Source organism: Cupriavidus necator A5-1, from assembly GCF_000744095.1.
Taxonomy (GTDB): domain Bacteria; phylum Pseudomonadota; class Gammaproteobacteria; order Burkholderiales; family Burkholderiaceae; genus Cupriavidus; species Cupriavidus necator_A.
In genome coordinates this window covers 136,839-151,828 of sequence record NZ_JQLI01000001.1, presented here as the reverse complement: position 1 = coordinate 151,828, position 14,990 = coordinate 136,839, and the positions used below count along the sequence as shown (strand labels likewise).

General features: G+C 61.1%; 12 protein-coding genes and 4 pseudogenes. 7 read left to right on the top strand and 9 right to left on the bottom strand.

Features of this window, described 5'->3' with window-relative positions; translation table 11 throughout:
• Position 1: 1 nt before the first annotated feature.
• Positions 2-878: pseudogene (locus K307_RS00770) on the top strand (alpha/beta fold hydrolase); the annotation flags it as partial.
• Positions 879-909: 31 nt separating this feature from the next.
• Positions 910-1,260, top strand: coding sequence for a hypothetical protein (locus K307_RS00765; RefSeq protein ID WP_042875715.1), 351 nt, complete (start codon positions 910-912; stop codon positions 1,258-1,260).
• Between the two features lie 525 nt (positions 1,261-1,785).
• On the opposite strand, the gene K307_RS00760 is transcribed toward K307_RS00765, so the two are convergent.
• From K307_RS00760 to K307_RS00755, 3 genes are all read right to left on the bottom strand, one after another.
• The gene (locus K307_RS00760) at positions 1,786-2,232 is read right to left on the bottom strand and encodes a DUF3761 domain-containing protein (RefSeq protein WP_042875714.1); all 447 of its coding nucleotides are present in this window, start codon (positions 2,230-2,232) and stop codon (positions 1,786-1,788) included.
• A gap of 456 nt (positions 2,233-2,688) precedes the next feature.
• Positions 2,689-2,844, bottom strand: a complete 156-nt coding sequence (locus K307_RS47205; RefSeq protein WP_155301013.1) for a hypothetical protein — start codon at positions 2,842-2,844, stop codon at positions 2,689-2,691.
• Positions 2,845-2,943: 99 nt separating this feature from the next.
• A complete protein-coding gene (locus K307_RS00755; protein WP_042875712.1) occupies positions 2,944-3,531 on the bottom strand; it encodes a cupin domain-containing protein in 588 nt (195 codons plus the stop codon).
• 184 nt (positions 3,532-3,715) lie between these two features.
• Between K307_RS00755 and K307_RS00750 the strand changes: the two genes are divergently transcribed.
• The 5 genes and pseudogenes from K307_RS00750 to K307_RS00730 all read left to right on the top strand — a co-directional run.
• Entirely contained in the window at positions 3,716-4,990 is a 1,275-nt protein-coding gene (locus K307_RS00750) for a M20 family metallo-hydrolase (protein ID WP_042875709.1), read from the top strand.
• 191 nt (positions 4,991-5,181) lie between these two features.
• Positions 5,182-6,528 (top strand): MFS transporter, encoded by a 1,347-nt coding sequence (locus K307_RS00745; protein WP_042875706.1) that lies wholly within the window; start codon positions 5,182-5,184, stop codon positions 6,526-6,528.
• Positions 6,529-6,695: 167 nt separating this feature from the next.
• Complete coding sequence (locus K307_RS00740) at positions 6,696-8,171, top strand: amidase (RefSeq protein WP_042875705.1); 1,476 nt, start codon at positions 6,696-6,698, stop codon at positions 8,169-8,171.
• Positions 8,172-8,860: 689 nt separating this feature from the next.
• Positions 8,861-9,324: pseudogene (locus tag K307_RS00735) on the top strand (tyrosine-type recombinase/integrase); the annotation flags it as partial.
• Positions 9,302-9,640: pseudogene (locus tag K307_RS00730) on the top strand (transposase); the annotation flags it as partial. The pseudogenes K307_RS00735 and K307_RS00730, both read left to right, overlap by 23 nt.
• A gap of 419 nt (positions 9,641-10,059) precedes the next feature.
• On the opposite strand, the pseudogene K307_RS00725 reads toward K307_RS00730, so the two are convergent.
• From K307_RS00725 to K307_RS00700, 6 genes and pseudogenes are all read right to left on the bottom strand, one after another.
• Positions 10,060-10,689, bottom strand: a pseudogene (locus tag K307_RS00725) (epoxide hydrolase); the annotation flags it as partial.
• A 487-nt stretch (positions 10,690-11,176) separates the two neighbouring features.
• Positions 11,177-11,791: a VOC family protein gene (locus K307_RS00720; protein WP_042875704.1), complete on the bottom strand. Its 615-nt coding sequence runs from the start codon at positions 11,789-11,791 to the stop codon at positions 11,177-11,179.
• A 198-nt stretch (positions 11,792-11,989) separates the two neighbouring features.
• Positions 11,990-12,208, bottom strand: coding sequence for a hypothetical protein (locus K307_RS00715; protein WP_042875703.1), 219 nt, complete (start codon positions 12,206-12,208; stop codon positions 11,990-11,992).
• Positions 12,205-12,522 carry a hypothetical protein gene (locus K307_RS00710; protein ID WP_051974537.1) on the bottom strand — a complete coding sequence of 106 codons (318 nt, stop codon included), beginning with the start codon at positions 12,520-12,522 and terminating at the stop codon, positions 12,205-12,207. The genes K307_RS00715 and K307_RS00710 overlap by 4 nt, the downstream gene beginning before the upstream one ends.
• A 106-nt stretch (positions 12,523-12,628) precedes the next feature.
• Positions 12,629-14,206: an aldehyde dehydrogenase (NADP(+)) gene (locus K307_RS00705; RefSeq protein WP_042875702.1), complete on the bottom strand. Its 1,578-nt coding sequence runs from the start codon at positions 14,204-14,206 to the stop codon at positions 12,629-12,631.
• Entirely contained in the window at positions 14,203-14,847 is a 645-nt protein-coding gene (locus K307_RS00700; RefSeq protein ID WP_042875700.1) for an isochorismatase family cysteine hydrolase, read from the bottom strand. Before K307_RS00700 ends, K307_RS00705 begins: the two co-directional genes overlap by 4 nt.
• Positions 14,848-14,990: the final 143 nt, after the last annotated feature.

Sequence of the window (14,990 nt, the reverse complement as noted above, 5' to 3'; positions counted from 1 at the left end):
GAACTTCAACGCAGGGCTGCTCAATGTGGGCTACGCCGAGCTCGGACGTCGACGGCCCTGCCGTGGTCATGCTCCATGGCTGGCCCTACGATATCCACGCCTTCGTCGATGCCGCCCCGTTGGTAGCATCGCGCGGCTACCGCGTGATCGTTCCGTACCCGCACGGCTATGGTTCCACTTACATTTCTGTCGAAGGACACCTTCCGTAACGAGCAGCCGGCAGCCGTGGCGCTTGATATCGTCGCGCTGATGAATGCACTGCGAGTCCAGAAAGCCGTCCTCGCGGGATTCGACTGGGGCGCGCGCACGGTCGACATCATCGCCGCACTGTGGCCGGAACGCTGTAACGGGCTCGTCGCGGTCAGCAGCTACCTGATCGGCAGCCTGGCGGCAGGCAGGATGCCGTTGCCCCCCGCGGCCGAGCTCGAGTGGTGGTATCAGTTCTATCTTCCGACCGATCGGGGCCGCGATGGCTATCAAAAATACACGCACGACTTCACGCGGCTGATCTGGCAGCAGGTATCGCCGCGCTGGAAGTTCGACGACTCCACCTTCGAGCGCAGTGCCGCCGCATTCCAGAACCCGTTCACGTGCCCGTCAGCGTACACAACGAGCGCTGGCGGCAAGGGCTGGCCGAAGGCGAAGCCAAATACGATGACATCGAGAAGCGGCTGGCGGCCGCCCCCACGATCGGCGCACCCACCATAACGATGGAAGTGGATGCTAACGGTGCACCGCATCCCGCGCCCAGTGCATATCGCGGCAAGTTCACCGGCAAATATGAACACCGGGACCTGACCGGTGGCATCGGCCACAACCTCCCGCAGGAAGCACCGACGGCGTTCGCCCAGGCAGTGCTCGACGTTTCCCCGCTCTAAGCGCGATCCGGCTTCGACGAGGAGATGCGCGATGAATCGAACTTCCAAATCTGACAACGCGCAGGCCCGCCAACCGTCGGGACCGGCGGACGATGTCATCGACGAAGACCCGAGTGTGCGCGATCATCCGCGCCGCGCACAGATGTTTCCGGTACTGTTCGAAGACGAGATCGACCGGCTGCGCCGCTTCGGCTGCCTGTGCCACTACGCGAATGGGGTTCCCGAACATAGCCATCGACGCGGCGCCATTGCCCTGCTGCAGCAGTTCACGCCGCAGCCCGACGACCTCCCGCTCGACGTGCGTTGCGAGCCCGGCAGAGGGGCAAAGTCGGATACCACCGAGGTCATCAGGGCACGCAACCATTCTGGGGGGATGATCTGACGCCACGCAAGGCGGCTGGCCGTCAACGCCCGCGCCGGCGCCACGGGAGGACACTTCGCGCTGCGTCGAGCTGAAAGCTTGCCAACGCGACGGTCATGATGGCGACTTCACGCCAGACTGTATGGCAAGCGGTGGAATCGTGCGCGGTAAGGCAATGCCCTCGCCGGCGTCGGCAGACTGCCAGGTCATCGCGCTATTGGGCGCGGCAATGGCGCTAGTCGGGACCATTGCCGCCATTTGATCCCTGAAGTCGAACGGCAGAATGGGTCGGAACCGGTCCGCCATCATGGGATGGTAGACATGATCGCGACAGGTGACGCTAGGCCTACTGCCGGCGGGTTCACCGCCCCACACTGTTTGGGGGCCACTGCCGAGTCAGGCCAGCCCCACTGCTCAACGAGAAACCTGACAGGAAAACGTACGCCCGAACCGACAGCGGAAAGGGAAAACACTGTGCCGGGCGTCGCGGACACCGGTACAGAACACCCGCACGGAACCAGAGGGTTCCGTGCGCAAGCTATGGCCTCAGGAGCAGGCCTTGCCGTGATCTGGCTTGAAGCCCTTAGCCTTCGCGTCTGCCTCCGACATGTATTCGCCGGTCTTGGTCTTGCCATAGTAACGATCGGTCGGACAGTGGTAGACCTTTGTGGAGGAGTTCGCCCAGACTTGGCCAGGCCCGCCGCCCGGCGCCGCGGCGGTCTTCTTCTCGCCGGCAGGAGCCACAGGCGCTGGGGCCTTCGATGCCGGACCAGCGGCCGCGGCAGGTGCCGAGGCCGCGGACTCGGCACCATACCAATCCTTGATGCCCTTGTGTCCGGCGCAGGCGCCTTTTTTGGTGGCGCCGGCGTAGTAGGTCCCGTCCTTGCAAAGCGCGGTGCTGCCTGACGGGGCGCTGGCGGGTGCCTGCGCATTAGCACTAAGCGATATGCCCGCCGCGGCAGCAACGGCCATCGATATCAGCAGGATCTTCATTGGCTGCTCCCAGATCAGGGTGAAACAACGACATGAAAAAACGCTTGCGCGGAATCCGGCCACGGACCAGGCATTGGCCGAGAATTGCGATCCTCAGCCCGGGAAAGACGTGCAAAAAGCGACCACACAGACATGAGCGCGCGAGAGCGTTACGGACATGCGTCGGGCTCGTCTCCATTAACTCTCGCGGAGTGCGCGGCGTTGACAGCGGCCGGAAAAGTCGACAGTGATGTATCCAATGCTGCACGCAACCGACGGGCGATCTAATCCATGAAAGCGCAACGTGCAGCCAATCCGGGGGCGGGTGGAGTCGACCCCGCGCCATGCCTTACTTGACCGAGGTCGGCCAATTTGAGTCAGTCAAGCAGGCGCACCGCAATGACCGATTTGGTCCGGCTAGGGACCATTCAACTATTCAAACTGCTCGCGACGGAACTCGATAAGCGTCGCTCCTGCTCAGGCAATCGAACTCGTCTCCGTTATCGCATTAACCGGCATGGGTGCTTCATGCTGCAACGCCAAATTGTGCCACAACTTGCCGCTAGCCAAATCATCGGCGACAACCCCCTCGGGCATCAGGGTGAGGAAATGAGAGCCGAAGGTACCGCGCATTCGCTTCCCCGCATCAGGAACAACCTCGCGCGACTGCTTGCAAAGCACCAGCCAACGGCAACAAATTCGGAGCGGCCGGCTGTCACCGGGGGGGAAATTCTAGAAGCTTTGTGGAGTATTGACCCATAGCACCCGGGCATCGACAAGGCCGATATTCCTGTAGCCGTGAGGAAGATGCGAAAGAAAGAAGAAAGAATCGCCTTTCCTCACGATCGCTATCTGGCTCTCCACGGTCAACTCGAGCTCTCCTTCCAGCACGTAGCCCATCTCCTCGCCCTGGTGTTCCAGATACCCCTGGGACGAGGTGCCGACCGGTATATGGTGAATATTCACCTCCAGCAACGTGCACAGATGATTGGGAACCAGGGTTTCCAAAGTGACGCCGTTCCCCGCGCGTTTATGCTCGGTACGTAGAACCTGCCGCTGCCCCTCGCGCATCACAGTGACAACGCCTGACGCATCCCCCTCTTCCGCAAACAGTCTGGCAACGCTGATCCCTAGATTCACGGCGATCTTGTGAATCATCGGAAGCGAAGGTCGTACTTTGTTATTTTCAACTTTCGAAAGGAAACTTTCGGTACATCCGACCTTTTCGGCTAGCTGGCGCAAACTCAGTTTGAGATTAAGTCTGGCATGCTTCAACCGGCCTCCGATAATAATTTCTTGATTTAGTCCGGTATTTTCCATAAATTACACAACGATTATATTCGGCCGCGCCAAATGTGAAGTATAAGCGCATTTTCCGGCAAACGCACTTGAAGTCGTCCCCGCATCACTATTTATGACAGCAAGATTCCTGTTAGTCAAGTGACTTGACTAACAGGAATCGACTGGGCAAACTGGCTCGCAACGAAACAAGGCAGACAGCCAGATGAACGCCCTCAATTCTATCCGCTCACTTACCCCCGTCGGCCCTCGCATCAACAGCCAGAGACTCTGGGAACATATCTGCGCCATGGCGGACATCGGCGCCACAGCCAAGGGCGGCGTCAACCGCCAGGCGCTCACCACGGAGGACACCCGGGGCAGGATGCTATTGCTCCAATGGGCATCCTGCCGAGGCTATCAGGCCTCGATCGACCCCATCGGCAATCTGTTTATCCGCCGCCCCGGAAAGAGCCCGGACCTTAGCCCGGTCCTGACAGGTTCCCATCTCGATTCGCAACCAACCGGGGGCAAGTTCGATGGCGTCTATGGCGTGCTCGCAGGTCTCGAAGTGCTCGAGACGCTCGACGACCACGGCATCGAGACCGAACGCCCGCTCGAACTCATTGTGTGGATGAACGAGGAGGGCTCAAGATTTCCCCCACCAACGATGGGCTCCGCAGTTGCGGCCGGCGCGCTGCCGCTGGCCGATGCATTGGCGATCAAGGACGTCGACGGCATCGATGTGCAAGACGCGCTGAAGATTCAGCTTGCGGAGTTACCGGTGCTGGAGACGCGCGCGCTTGACATGAGCGGCTTTGCCTATATCGAAGCCCACATCGAGCAGGGCCCTGTACTTGAGAGCCAGGCATGCGACGTGGGAGTTGTAACCGGCATTCAAGGCCTTCATGCCTACGAAATCCAGTTGCTAGGCGCCGAGGCCCACGCGGGCACCACGCCTCTGCGGCATCGCAAGGACGCATTGGTGGCCGCCACCACGCTCATCGCACGCATTCGCGCGGCGATGGACGACCCCGAGGATATCCTGCGCTTCACCGTCGGAAGGCTGGAGGTTTATCCGGGATCGCCCAACACCGTGCCAGGAAGGGTGACATTCAATATCGATCTGCGACATCCCGACCCAGATTTCCTGCTGCGCGCCGATGAGAAGATCCTTCAACTTTGCGCCGGCGAGGTCGAAGGTTGCCCGGTGTCAGCGAAGGTTCTGCTGAGGTCCACGCCGGTAACGTTCGACGATCGCGTGGTGGCAACCGTGCGCAACGCCGCGGGTGGTCGGGCCATGAAATTCCTGGACATCGTTTCCGGCGCAACCCACGACGCCAAGTACACCGCAGAGCATATTCCCACCGGAATGATCTTCGTGCCTTGCGAAAAAGGCATCAGCCACAACGAGGCCGAGAACGCGCGCGAGGTTGATGTCGCAGCCGGGGCGCAGGTCCTCTGTGACGCCATGCTGGCGATCATGTCCGCACAACTATAAGCAGTTCCAACTGCCGCATCGCGCCCTGGCCCACCGCACACGGGCAGCCATCGGACGCACCGCTACCGGGAAGTGCTGGTCGACATGAAGCGAACTTGCCAAGCAATTGCGCGAGGATCATTTCGACTGCACCGCCTGGTGTCGGTGCGCACGCGTGGCAAGGCCATACATACCAACCAAAGGAGAGGTCTGTGTCTCGGAAAGACCGTATTTCAGAGAGCGGGACGGACGGTGTGTCCCTCTATCGAAAGATAGATCTGCATCTACTGCCATTGCTGTTCATCGGGTTCCTGTTCGCCTACCTGGACAGAGTCAACGTAGGTTTTGCAAAGCTTCAGATGCAGAGCGACCTCGGTTTCTCCGACGCCGCCTATGGCATCGGGGCCGGGATATTCTTCGTGGGCTACGTCCTGTTCGAGGTACCAAGCAATTTGCTGCTACCCAGGGTTGGCGCTCGGCTCACATTCAGCCGCATCATGGTGCTCTGGGGTATTACCTCGATGTGCATGATGTTCGTCAGCAGCGTCCCTGTCTTTTACGTCTTGCGCTTTCTGCTGGGCGTCTTCGAAGCAGGCTTCGCGCCGGGCGTACTGTTCTACCTATCGCGCTGGTATGGTCCCACCCGCATAGCCGGGGCAATCTCGATGGTTTGGCTTGCAGGCCCGTTCAGCGGAATTGTTGGTGGCCCGCTGTCCGCATGGATCATGACGGCTTTCGCCGGCACGGGCAATCTCGCCGGATGGCAATGGATGTTTCTCATTGAAGGAGCCCCCACCCTTGTGCTCGGCGTCGCGGCCTACTTCCTGCTCGCCGATGGCCCGTCCAATGCGAAATGGCTCAACGAGGCGGAGAAACACATGCTGGCCGCGGAAACGACCACGACCGTGGACCGGCGGCACGAATCGTTCCTCACTGTACTGCGTGATCCCAAGGTGTATGTGCTGGCGGCTGGCTATCTGTGCATCATCGCGCCGATCTACGCGTTGAGTTTCTGGCTGCCGACGATCATTAAGTCCACTGGCGTTACCAGCACGCAGGCACTCGGATGGTATGCGGCCATCCCTTATGTGGCCGCGGCGTTTGCCATCTTCTTCGGCGGCCGTAGTTCCGACAAGCGTCAGGAGCGTCGACATCACATCGCCGTGCCGGCCGTCATAAGCTGCCTTTGTTTCATTGGCTGGTACCTTGCCGACGGCAATTTCGCAGTGACACTGGCATGCATAACTGTTGCTACCGGCCTGATGTGGATGGCCAATATCGTCTTCTGGGCCGTTCCGGCCGAGTACATAAAGGGAGATGCACGGGCCGGAGCCATCGCCCTGATCAATACAATTGGCCTGTCTGGCGGCTTCTTCGGCCCAAGCATCATCGGTTGGTCGAAATCCATGACCGGCAGCGTCTACCCCGGCTTCCTGCTGATGGCAGCAATGTTGCTGGCGTGCGCAGTCATCTTCCTACTCCTGCGCTTGAAGCCTGGGACCGATGCCACGCTTCACCAGGAGCCGACCATCACTGCTGGCATGCATCGAGCGAAGTGAATCGCCCTCTGACCAGTGATCGTGCATGCCGGTAGCCACTCAATAATTAGGCATCCGGGGAGCAGGATGTGTGACGAACGTCCTTCATTGCCTCCCGTCAAACCAGACAGGGCGCGCAACCTGGCGCCGCGCACCTTCCTGATGTCTCGCTGAAAAGGAACATCCGAATGAAGCTCGCCGAATACGCTGCCCTTGACGGCATGGGCTTGCATCACCTCATCGCAGCAAGAGAAGTGACAGCAACGGAAGTTGCGAAGGCCGCATTGGCTGCCATCGAGGCGGTCAATCCCCACGTAAATGCTGTACTCGATTACTGGCCCGAAGAGGTGGACATACAGTCGGCCGGCACCGTAAGCCCCGATCAGAGGCCGCTCGGCGGCGTGCCGTTTCTCCTCAAGGATCTCGGCGTCGCCATGCAGGGACGCAGGAGCGAAATGTGCAGTCGTCTGGCGATCGGAACCGTCGCAAAGGCAGACTCATACGTCATGACGCGCTTCCGCCAGGCAGGCTTGATTACGCTTGGACGAACAACCATACCGGAACTCGCGGTCAGCACGACGACCGAACCCGTGCTGTACGGTCCGACGAGGAATCCCTGGAGTCTGCAGCATGGCGCGGGCGGTTCGAGCGGCGGCGCGGCCGCGGCGGTTGCCGCCGGTATCGTTCCCATTGCGCATGCGACGGACGGAGGCGGGTCGATCAGGGTGCCTGCCTCGTTCAATGGACTCTTCGGCCTGAAGCCAACCAGGGGACGGGTGTCCAACGGCCCCTTTGTAGACGAAGTATGGAATGGTCTGGGCGTGCATTTTGCCGTGAGCCGATCCGTGCGCGATAGTGCAGCGCTGCTTGATGGCATCCACGGCGGCGGTGTGGGCGAGCCTTACTACACTGCACCGCCCAATGCCAGCTATCTGTGGGAGACCCAGCAGCCACCGGGAAGCCTGAAGATCGGGTTCATGACGAACCCATTGAATGGCGCACGCACCAACACGGGGGTTGCCAATGCCTTGAGCAAGGTGGCCAGGATCCTTGAGTCGCTGGGTCATCATGTGCAAGAAGTCGTGCCAGATCTCGGTGTAAGCTGGGACACCTTCGTGCAATGCAATGCGCAAATCTGGGCCGCCAACGCGACGTTCCGGATCAACGGGATTGCCGCCGCCACCGGTCGGAGCGTGGATGAAAACCACCTCGAACCTGCAACGCTGGCGCTCTATCGATACGGAAGCCAGATTGGCGCCGTAGACCTACTGTCGGCATTGCAGATTAGGAACACGGTCACACGGGCGCTGGGGTGGTTCTTCGGTGACTACGATATTCTGTTGACGCCGACACTACCCGCACTTCCACCTCGCATTGGCGACTACAACCGGGTGGAAACATCCGTCGATGGGCTCGGCTGGATCGCCCACGTTTTCAACCAGTCACCGTTTACAGCGCTATCGAACGTAACCGGGACACCGGCAATGTCGGTGCCGCTTTCCATCGACCCGCAAACGGGTCTGCCGATCGGGTCGCATTTCATGGCCAGCTTTGGACGGGAGGACACACTGTTCCGTCTCGCTGCACAATTGGAGGCGGCATGTCCCTGGCGCGGACAGCGGCCACCGGTATGGGCGGGGTCAATCGTCAACGAGATGACATAGCAACTATGAGCAGCCAACATAGCGTCCGTCCAGATTGAAGCTGACGCGAATTTCCGCTGCACGCAGCTTCCCAGCGCGTTTGCATCTCGTCTAGTCGTTTTCGACACTGGCGATGCTTCGATCTTCATCTCTGCTTCCTTCCGATCTTCTGCTATCAACTTTCCTGCCCCGCTTCCCTAGTGCGCCTTTTGCTCTGACGCAGGTCTCCACGGCTTTACGCTTCCGTGTGCAGTACTATCGGGACTCTGACTCCTGCCAGCGTTCACCTCGCCGGCAGGTCTCCCCGCTTGCTTCGTGCTACCGTCCCATCGTTCCGTCCTCAACCACGTGGTACGCCACCGCACCGCTTTATCCGCCACAACAGCGTGCTGTGTTACTTCCAAGCTTCGCCACTTTAGTGCGGGCTCGCCGCCATACCCCGCCGAAACAGGTTCGTTAACCTACGGACCGACAGTTCGCTTCCGGTTACTCCCCACCCCGCCTCGCGACGACGCAGTTACCTTCAGCTACGGAGCTGTGGCCAACTCCGGCGGGGACTTTCACCCCGCAGATTGCACGCCCTCACAGGCGTACACTAAACCGCTCGCGCGGTAACCCTCCGGCCAAGCGCGAAGTGACTTAACCGCCAGCGCTGTTTCCTATGTTGAGGACCGAGGCAATTCGCCTCGAACCTCGACAGGAGCACAGCCATGTCAGTCGCGACGCCTACCATCAGCCCGCTACGCCAGCGCATGATCGAAGACATGCGGATGCGCAGGCTCGCGGACAAGACCCAGACCCAATACATTCGCGCCGTGCGTCAGTTCAGGGTCTTTCTCGGCGCCTCTCCCGACACGGCCAGTACCGAAGACCTACGGCGCTAACAACTCCATCTGGTTGATCACGGCATCTCTCCGGTTTCGCTCAATGCCGCGATCACCGGATTGAAGTTCTTCTTTGAAGTGACCCTCGGCGATGCCCAACGCATGGCCAAGATGCGTCCGGTGCGAGTGCCACGCATCCTGCCGGTGGTACTCAGCCCCGACGAAGTCGCCCGACTGCTGGCTGCCGCTGGGAACCTGAAGCACCAGACCGCGCTCGCGGCGCCTATGGCGCCGGCCTGCGCGCAAGCGAAGTGGTGGCGTTGAACGTGGAAGGACTACCGGGCCAAAGGGCGCACCCGCTACAAGACCATGACGCTGGATGTGGATGAGTTCATGCGACGCTTCCTGTTGCACGTGCTGCCTGGCGGCTTCCACCGCATTCGACACTATGGCCTGCTTGCCAATCCGGTGCGCCGCGCGAATCTGGCCAAAGCGCACGAGCTGTTGAATGTCGTGCCTACGGTGACCGCTCCACCTGACGACACCGATCTCGCTGCACCGACGCCCTTCCGCTGCCGGCGCTGTGGTGCACCGATGCTCATCATTGAGGTCATCCCGCGCAGTGCCTACATCCGCGGACCGCCACCACAGCGAGTCGTCACATGAAACCACACGTCCTACGTATCAAACTCGATCGTCGGCTCTCCGGACACCGGAGCCGCAAGCGGACAGTCGTGCTCGCTGTCTCAGGCCGCCTCATCGCACGCTCGCGGTGTCCAAATGGTCCTGAGTTTCCGCAACCTCGCGCCCTGCCTACGTCCACTTCACGCCACGCTCCCTCCCACATCCCCCGGCTCTGATCGCGATGAGTTCGTCCGTTGGCACAATGGCGTGGGCATATGTGGGAGCCATTGAGTTCGTGCGCGGCATGCACCATCTCCGGCCTGGAGTCGTCAGGGAATATGGTCCAAACATGGTCAATCTCCTAATCTGTGGACGGCGCCGGAAGGGCTGCCGCCACCACTTTGAAATTCTGGGGGTGAGGAGGCGGACGCCGGGGAGGGAGTCCGTCGGCGTCCACTAGCTCAGCGCAGCGGCCTGAATGCCGCCCTAAGTTCCTGAGCGAAGATCACAGGCTGCTCCCATGCGGCGAAGTGGCCGCCTTTCTCAGCTCGGTTGTAATAGATGAGGTTGGAGTACGCGTTCTCTGTCCAGCTTCGCGGCGCCTGATATTGCTCGCCGGGGAACACGCTCACTGCCACCGGGATCTTGACGCCTTTGGCGTTAAAGAAGCCTCCCTTATATTCCCAGTAGAGACGAGATGCAGAGACTCCGGTGTTGGTCAGCCAGTACAACGTGATGTTGTCGAGGATTTCGTCACGCGTCAGTTCGCCTGTGGCGCTCGTGGTCCGGTCCAGAGCCGAGACTACCGCCGCGGCCGGCTGGCCATCACCATCATTGTGGTCGAGAAGCCAGGCGGCGAGGCCAACGGGTGAATCGGCAATGCCGTAGAGCGTCTGCGGGCGCGACCCCATTATCCGGGCGTAGTCCACTTCCTTGAACGTAAGGGCGAGCTGCTCATAGGCGCGATTCTCCTCCGCTGACAGACCGGCAGGCGCCGGGGCGCCGATCTGGAGCGCCTTGTCGACGTTGGCTGGGACCGTCGCCGGCATGTTGGTGTGGATGCCGAGCAGTCCCGGAGGAGCCTGCAAGCCTGCCGGAACGGCATGCGCGTAACTGAAGGAAGTGGCCAAAACAAGGCCGAGCACAGCCGCGGCTGATGCAAGAAGGCTGCGCCGGGTTGGCGCTGACGATACTATAAACATGGTAATTTTCCGATTAAGAGCGCGAGAGTCTGCGACGCGCGCAGGGCGACGCGCTCTGTTAGCGCTAACGTATTGATGCGTCTGTGATTGGCGCCGTGGTCATGAGCTCCAAAACCATCTGCCAACGCGGTGAGGTGGTTCAGACGCTCACCGCGAAGCTGATGGTGGCAAGGCGCTGGCGCGCACGTAAGGCGCGACAACCCACCACGACCTTTTGACCTACGCCTATTACATGGGGTCGCGCCCGCAGACGCTGACCGCGTTGGCGGATTCGCACGTCGGCCTCGCCACCTCCATGCCCAACCACCATGACGCGAAAAGTCTGGCGCTCATCTCCCGCGTCTTCGACGGGCAGCGTGAGGGGCGCGGCCGCCGCTTACTCCGGCAGCTCCTCGCCAGACTGCTCCCGCATGATGTACTCAGCGTACCAGGTCGGCCAGTTCTCATCGTGCTTGCCGCCGTTGCGCTTCTCGTGCTCGCCATGCGCAGCCGCCGCACGCCGGAGCGCGGCCGCGAGTTCCGTCGACGAGGCGAATGTCGTGTCCGCATTCACGCGTCCGGGCAATCGTGCGGTGACCTCCTGCAGCAGCCAGCTATTGCCGTCCGGGTCGCTGAACGTTGCATACGAGGAGTAGGTCTGGCGCTGCGGATGCGGGCCATCCTGCGGGGGTTCACCGACGGAACGGTGGAACACTTCGCTAACGTCGACACCGCGATCTACGAGCTCGGCGCGAGCTGCCTCGATGTCGGACACGACGAGATAGAGTCCCTGTGCCGAGCCCGGCACGGCGGACGTGATTCCCGTGCCGAAGTGGATCGAACCCGACGAGCCTGGAGGCGTGAACTGCAGGACCCGAAACGCGTCGCCCTTAGGGAAGTCAGCGTCGAGCTTCCAGCCCAGGCGGCCGTAGAAGCGCTTGGCTCGATCCACGTCCGAAACGGGGATGACGACAACTTCGAGCTTCATGTCGTTCGTGGCAATAGTCTTCACAATAGAACTCCTTCAGAGGGATGGGATTGGCTGGATGCGGCCAACGTCCCCGTGGTCGGCCGCGATGCTTCGCTTCCATGGCGGATGCCTCGTGGAAGTGAGCATCGGGATGAGCATTAGGAATCTCCATGACGTTCGAATGCCCTAGTCCGGGCCGGAGCGTCATGGTTATGGGCACGAGATGCGCGCCGTAATCGTTCAGCGATATGTGTGGGCGCCGTCGTAGTACGGGCTGCGCGGTTCCTGCACCGTGCGCGCACCGTCGGTGTACGGATCGCGTGCATCGTTTATCGAACGGGCAACGTCTGTGAACATGTCGCGCGCGCCCGCGTGGGACAGGCTGGCAGCCTGCGCACCGGCAGCAGCAGCAACCAGGGCGACGGCGAATACCAAACGCTTGGCGATGTTGGTAGTCATAATCGATTTCCTTGAAAGTCAGAGTTTGATATGGTCTGGCCAAAACCGGCATACGGCTTCAGTGCAATTACCTTTGGGGGTTGAAGGTACCCAGATTTCACCAAAGGTAAGGTGGAAAACTTGGTCCAGAGGGTCTCTGCATCTTCGCTCTCGGCAATGATGCATGCGCCACCATCGCCCCGCAGCCAGATCTGCCTGACGATGCTATCGACATAGAGGTGCCGGATGACCTCGAACTCGGCTTCGCGCTCGTCGCGTGTGGGCGTCTGTTGGGAAGTGGGGACGGCGAGAGAGACTAGGACAAGAAACTGCATGGGAAATCTCCTATGCGTAAATCGTTGCTACGTACCATGATTTCGTGGCCCGCGCCCTTGCGGCGCAGGCAGACTACTGGCGCTGTTCGCGCTGCCTGCAACCCGATCAGGCTTTCGACAGTTCGCCATCCGTCAGGCGCCAGAAACCGCTGGGATTGTCCTGCTTGAGCGCTTGCGGCAATAGCTCGTCGGGGAAGCCCTGGTAGCAGACAGGCCGGAGGAAACGTTCGATCGCGCTCATACCGACCGAGGTGAAGCGGCTATCCGAGGTGGCCGGAAACGGACCGCCGTGAATCGATGCGTAGGAGACTTCCTGCGGATGTGCGAACGCATTGACGACGATGCGGCCGGTGCGGCGTTCAAGGACAGGCAAAAGCCGGGCCGCCAGCGCATGATCGGCGCGCTCGATATGCATCGTCGCTGAAAGCTGGCCGCGGAAGCGCCTGGCGATCGCGACCAGTTGCTCGTCATCCTTCACGCGTACCAGCAGCGCTGCCGGGCCGAATACTTCTTCGAGCAGGGCCGGCTCTTCAAGCAGGCGTGCGCCATCGACCTCGAAGAGGTATGACTGCCCGTCCCATTCGCCTTCGGGATTGGCGCCCGTGGCGATTTTCTCCGCGCCGGCAGCGAGCTGACGATCGACGTTCTTGCGGTACGCCAGGTTGATGCCGGGCGTGAGCATGGTGCGAGCCTGCATCGCGTTGACGCGGGCAATCATTGCCTGCTTCAGTTCGCTGTAGCCGAGACCATCAATGGCCAGCAGGATCGCGGGCTTCAGGCAGGCCTGACCCACGTTCACCAGCATGCGTTCGGCAAAACCGTCGCCAATCTCGCCACCGCGCGAGAACAGTGCGATGGGCAGTACAAAGGTGGGATTGACGCTCGTCATCTCGGTGAAGACCGGGATCGGGTCGGGACGCTGCTGTGCACGGCGGTATAGCGCCATGCCACCCGCCTCCGAGCCCGTGAACGTCACGCCCTTGATAAGCGGATGGTCCACCAGCGCCTCGCCGATCGCATTGCCGTCGCCACGCAGCATCGAAAAGACGCCCTCGTGCAGGCCGGCGTCCTTCACCGCTTGCTGGATGATGCGTCCCATAATTTCCGATGCGCCGGGATGGGCGTTGTGTGCCTTCAGGATAACAGGGCAGCCTGCTGCCAGCGCCGATGCGGTGTCGCCGCCAGCGACCGAGTACGAGATCGGGAAATTGCTTGCGCCGAAGATCGCAATCGGACCGAGCCCGATCTTCTGCATACGGTGATCCATGCGCGGACGCGGCTGACGCTCGGGTTGGGCGGAATCTATCGTTGCCTGTCGAAAGCGCCCCTGGCGCACAACCGTTGCGAACTGCCGGAACTGGGTGGCGGCCTTGGTGGCTTCTGCTTCGAGCTGCGCGGCCGGCAGGCCGGTTTCCAGCGCGGCGCGTTGGGCCAGTGCCGGTGCATTGGCGCCGATCCCTTCGGCAATGCGTTCCAGGAAAGTTGCCCGCACCTCAAGGCTCGTGCTGTTGTAGCTGTCGAAGGCTTCGTCGGCCAGTTGCGCCGCGCGGTCGACCTCGTCGATGCCGCCGAATGCGAAATCTGGTGCGAACTTGAGATTGGTCGCGGGATTGAGCGCCTGCATGGTGCCCGCCATGGCGCCCACTTCCTGCGCGCCTATCAGGAGATTTCCGGTGAGGTTCATGCTGCGCTCTCCTGCGATGCCACGGGAAGGGCGGCAACCAGTTCGGCGGTCGTCAGGATTTCGTGGGCAAACGTCGGCCCGTTCAGGTGATGCGCGGCGTGCATCATTTCCTTGCTGAAGGCGGCCGTGGCATCGCGCACGAGCGTGACGTGATAGCCGAGCTCCATGGCGAAGCGCGCCGTCGATTCGATGCAGGTATTCGCCAGCAGGCCGACGACGATCACGTGCGTGATGCCTTGCTGTTTCAACTGGAAGTCGAGATCGGTGTTGGCAAAGCCGCTCTGGGCCCAGTGTTCCTGAATGATGATGTCGCCGTCTTGCGGCACGAAGTCAGGATGCCATTCGCCGCCCCACGCGCCCTTTGCAAAGGTGTGACGCTTCTGCACCAGTCGTTGCGTCGGATTCGGGTGGTCCCAGTGGTCGTAGTCGCCGGGTTGCCAGCGACGATGCGGCACGTAGAAGACCTGGAGGGCGGCTTTGCGTACTGCCGCCACCGAAGCGCGCAGGTTGTCGAGCAGTCCGACGTCGTTGGCGACGTCCTTGACCATCGGGAACAGCTTGCCGCCATCCGAAAGGAAGTCGTTGTACGGGTCCACCAGCAGCAGGCCGGTTCGCTCCTCGGGATACACAGGATTAGTCATTTCGGTTCTCCATTCAGGGGTAGGTCCGATCGGAGTCGCATTTCGCAGTGGCGCCGGCTGCTTGAGTGGTGCGTGACGTCTCACACATCGATACGACGAAGTATAACTATGAAAATCATAGTGTAAAGAAAAACAGAGACTTC

Bases quoted from the DNA above. Each gene is read 5' to 3' on its own strand.
- K307_RS00765 (WP_042875715.1), top strand. From the start codon at position 910: ATGAATCGAACTTCCAAATCTGACAACGCGCAGGCCCGCCAACCGTCG.
- K307_RS00760 (WP_042875714.1), bottom strand. From the start codon at position 2,232: ATGAAGATCCTGCTGATATCGATGGCCGTTGCTGCCGCGGCGGGCATA.
- K307_RS47205 (WP_155301013.1), bottom strand. From the start codon at position 2,844: ATGCGCGGTACCTTCGGCTCTCATTTCCTCACCCTGATGCCCGAGGGG.
- K307_RS00755 (WP_042875712.1), bottom strand. From the start codon at position 3,531: ATGGAAAATACCGGACTAAATCAAGAAATTATTATCGGAGGCCGGTTG.
- K307_RS00750 (WP_042875709.1), top strand. From the start codon at position 3,716: ATGAACGCCCTCAATTCTATCCGCTCACTTACCCCCGTCGGCCCTCGC.
- K307_RS00740 (WP_042875705.1), top strand. From the start codon at position 6,696: ATGAAGCTCGCCGAATACGCTGCCCTTGACGGCATGGGCTTGCATCAC.
- K307_RS00715 (WP_042875703.1), bottom strand. From the start codon at position 12,208: ATGACTACCAACATCGCCAAGCGTTTGGTATTCGCCGTCGCCCTGGTT.
- K307_RS00710 (WP_051974537.1), bottom strand. From the start codon at position 12,522: ATGCAGTTTCTTGTCCTAGTCTCTCTCGCCGTCCCCACTTCCCAACAG.
- K307_RS00705 (WP_042875702.1), bottom strand. From the start codon at position 14,206: ATGAACCTCACCGGAAATCTCCTGATAGGCGCGCAGGAAGTGGGCGCC.
- K307_RS00700 (WP_042875700.1), bottom strand. From the start codon at position 14,847: ATGACTAATCCTGTGTATCCCGAGGAGCGAACCGGCCTGCTGCTGGTG.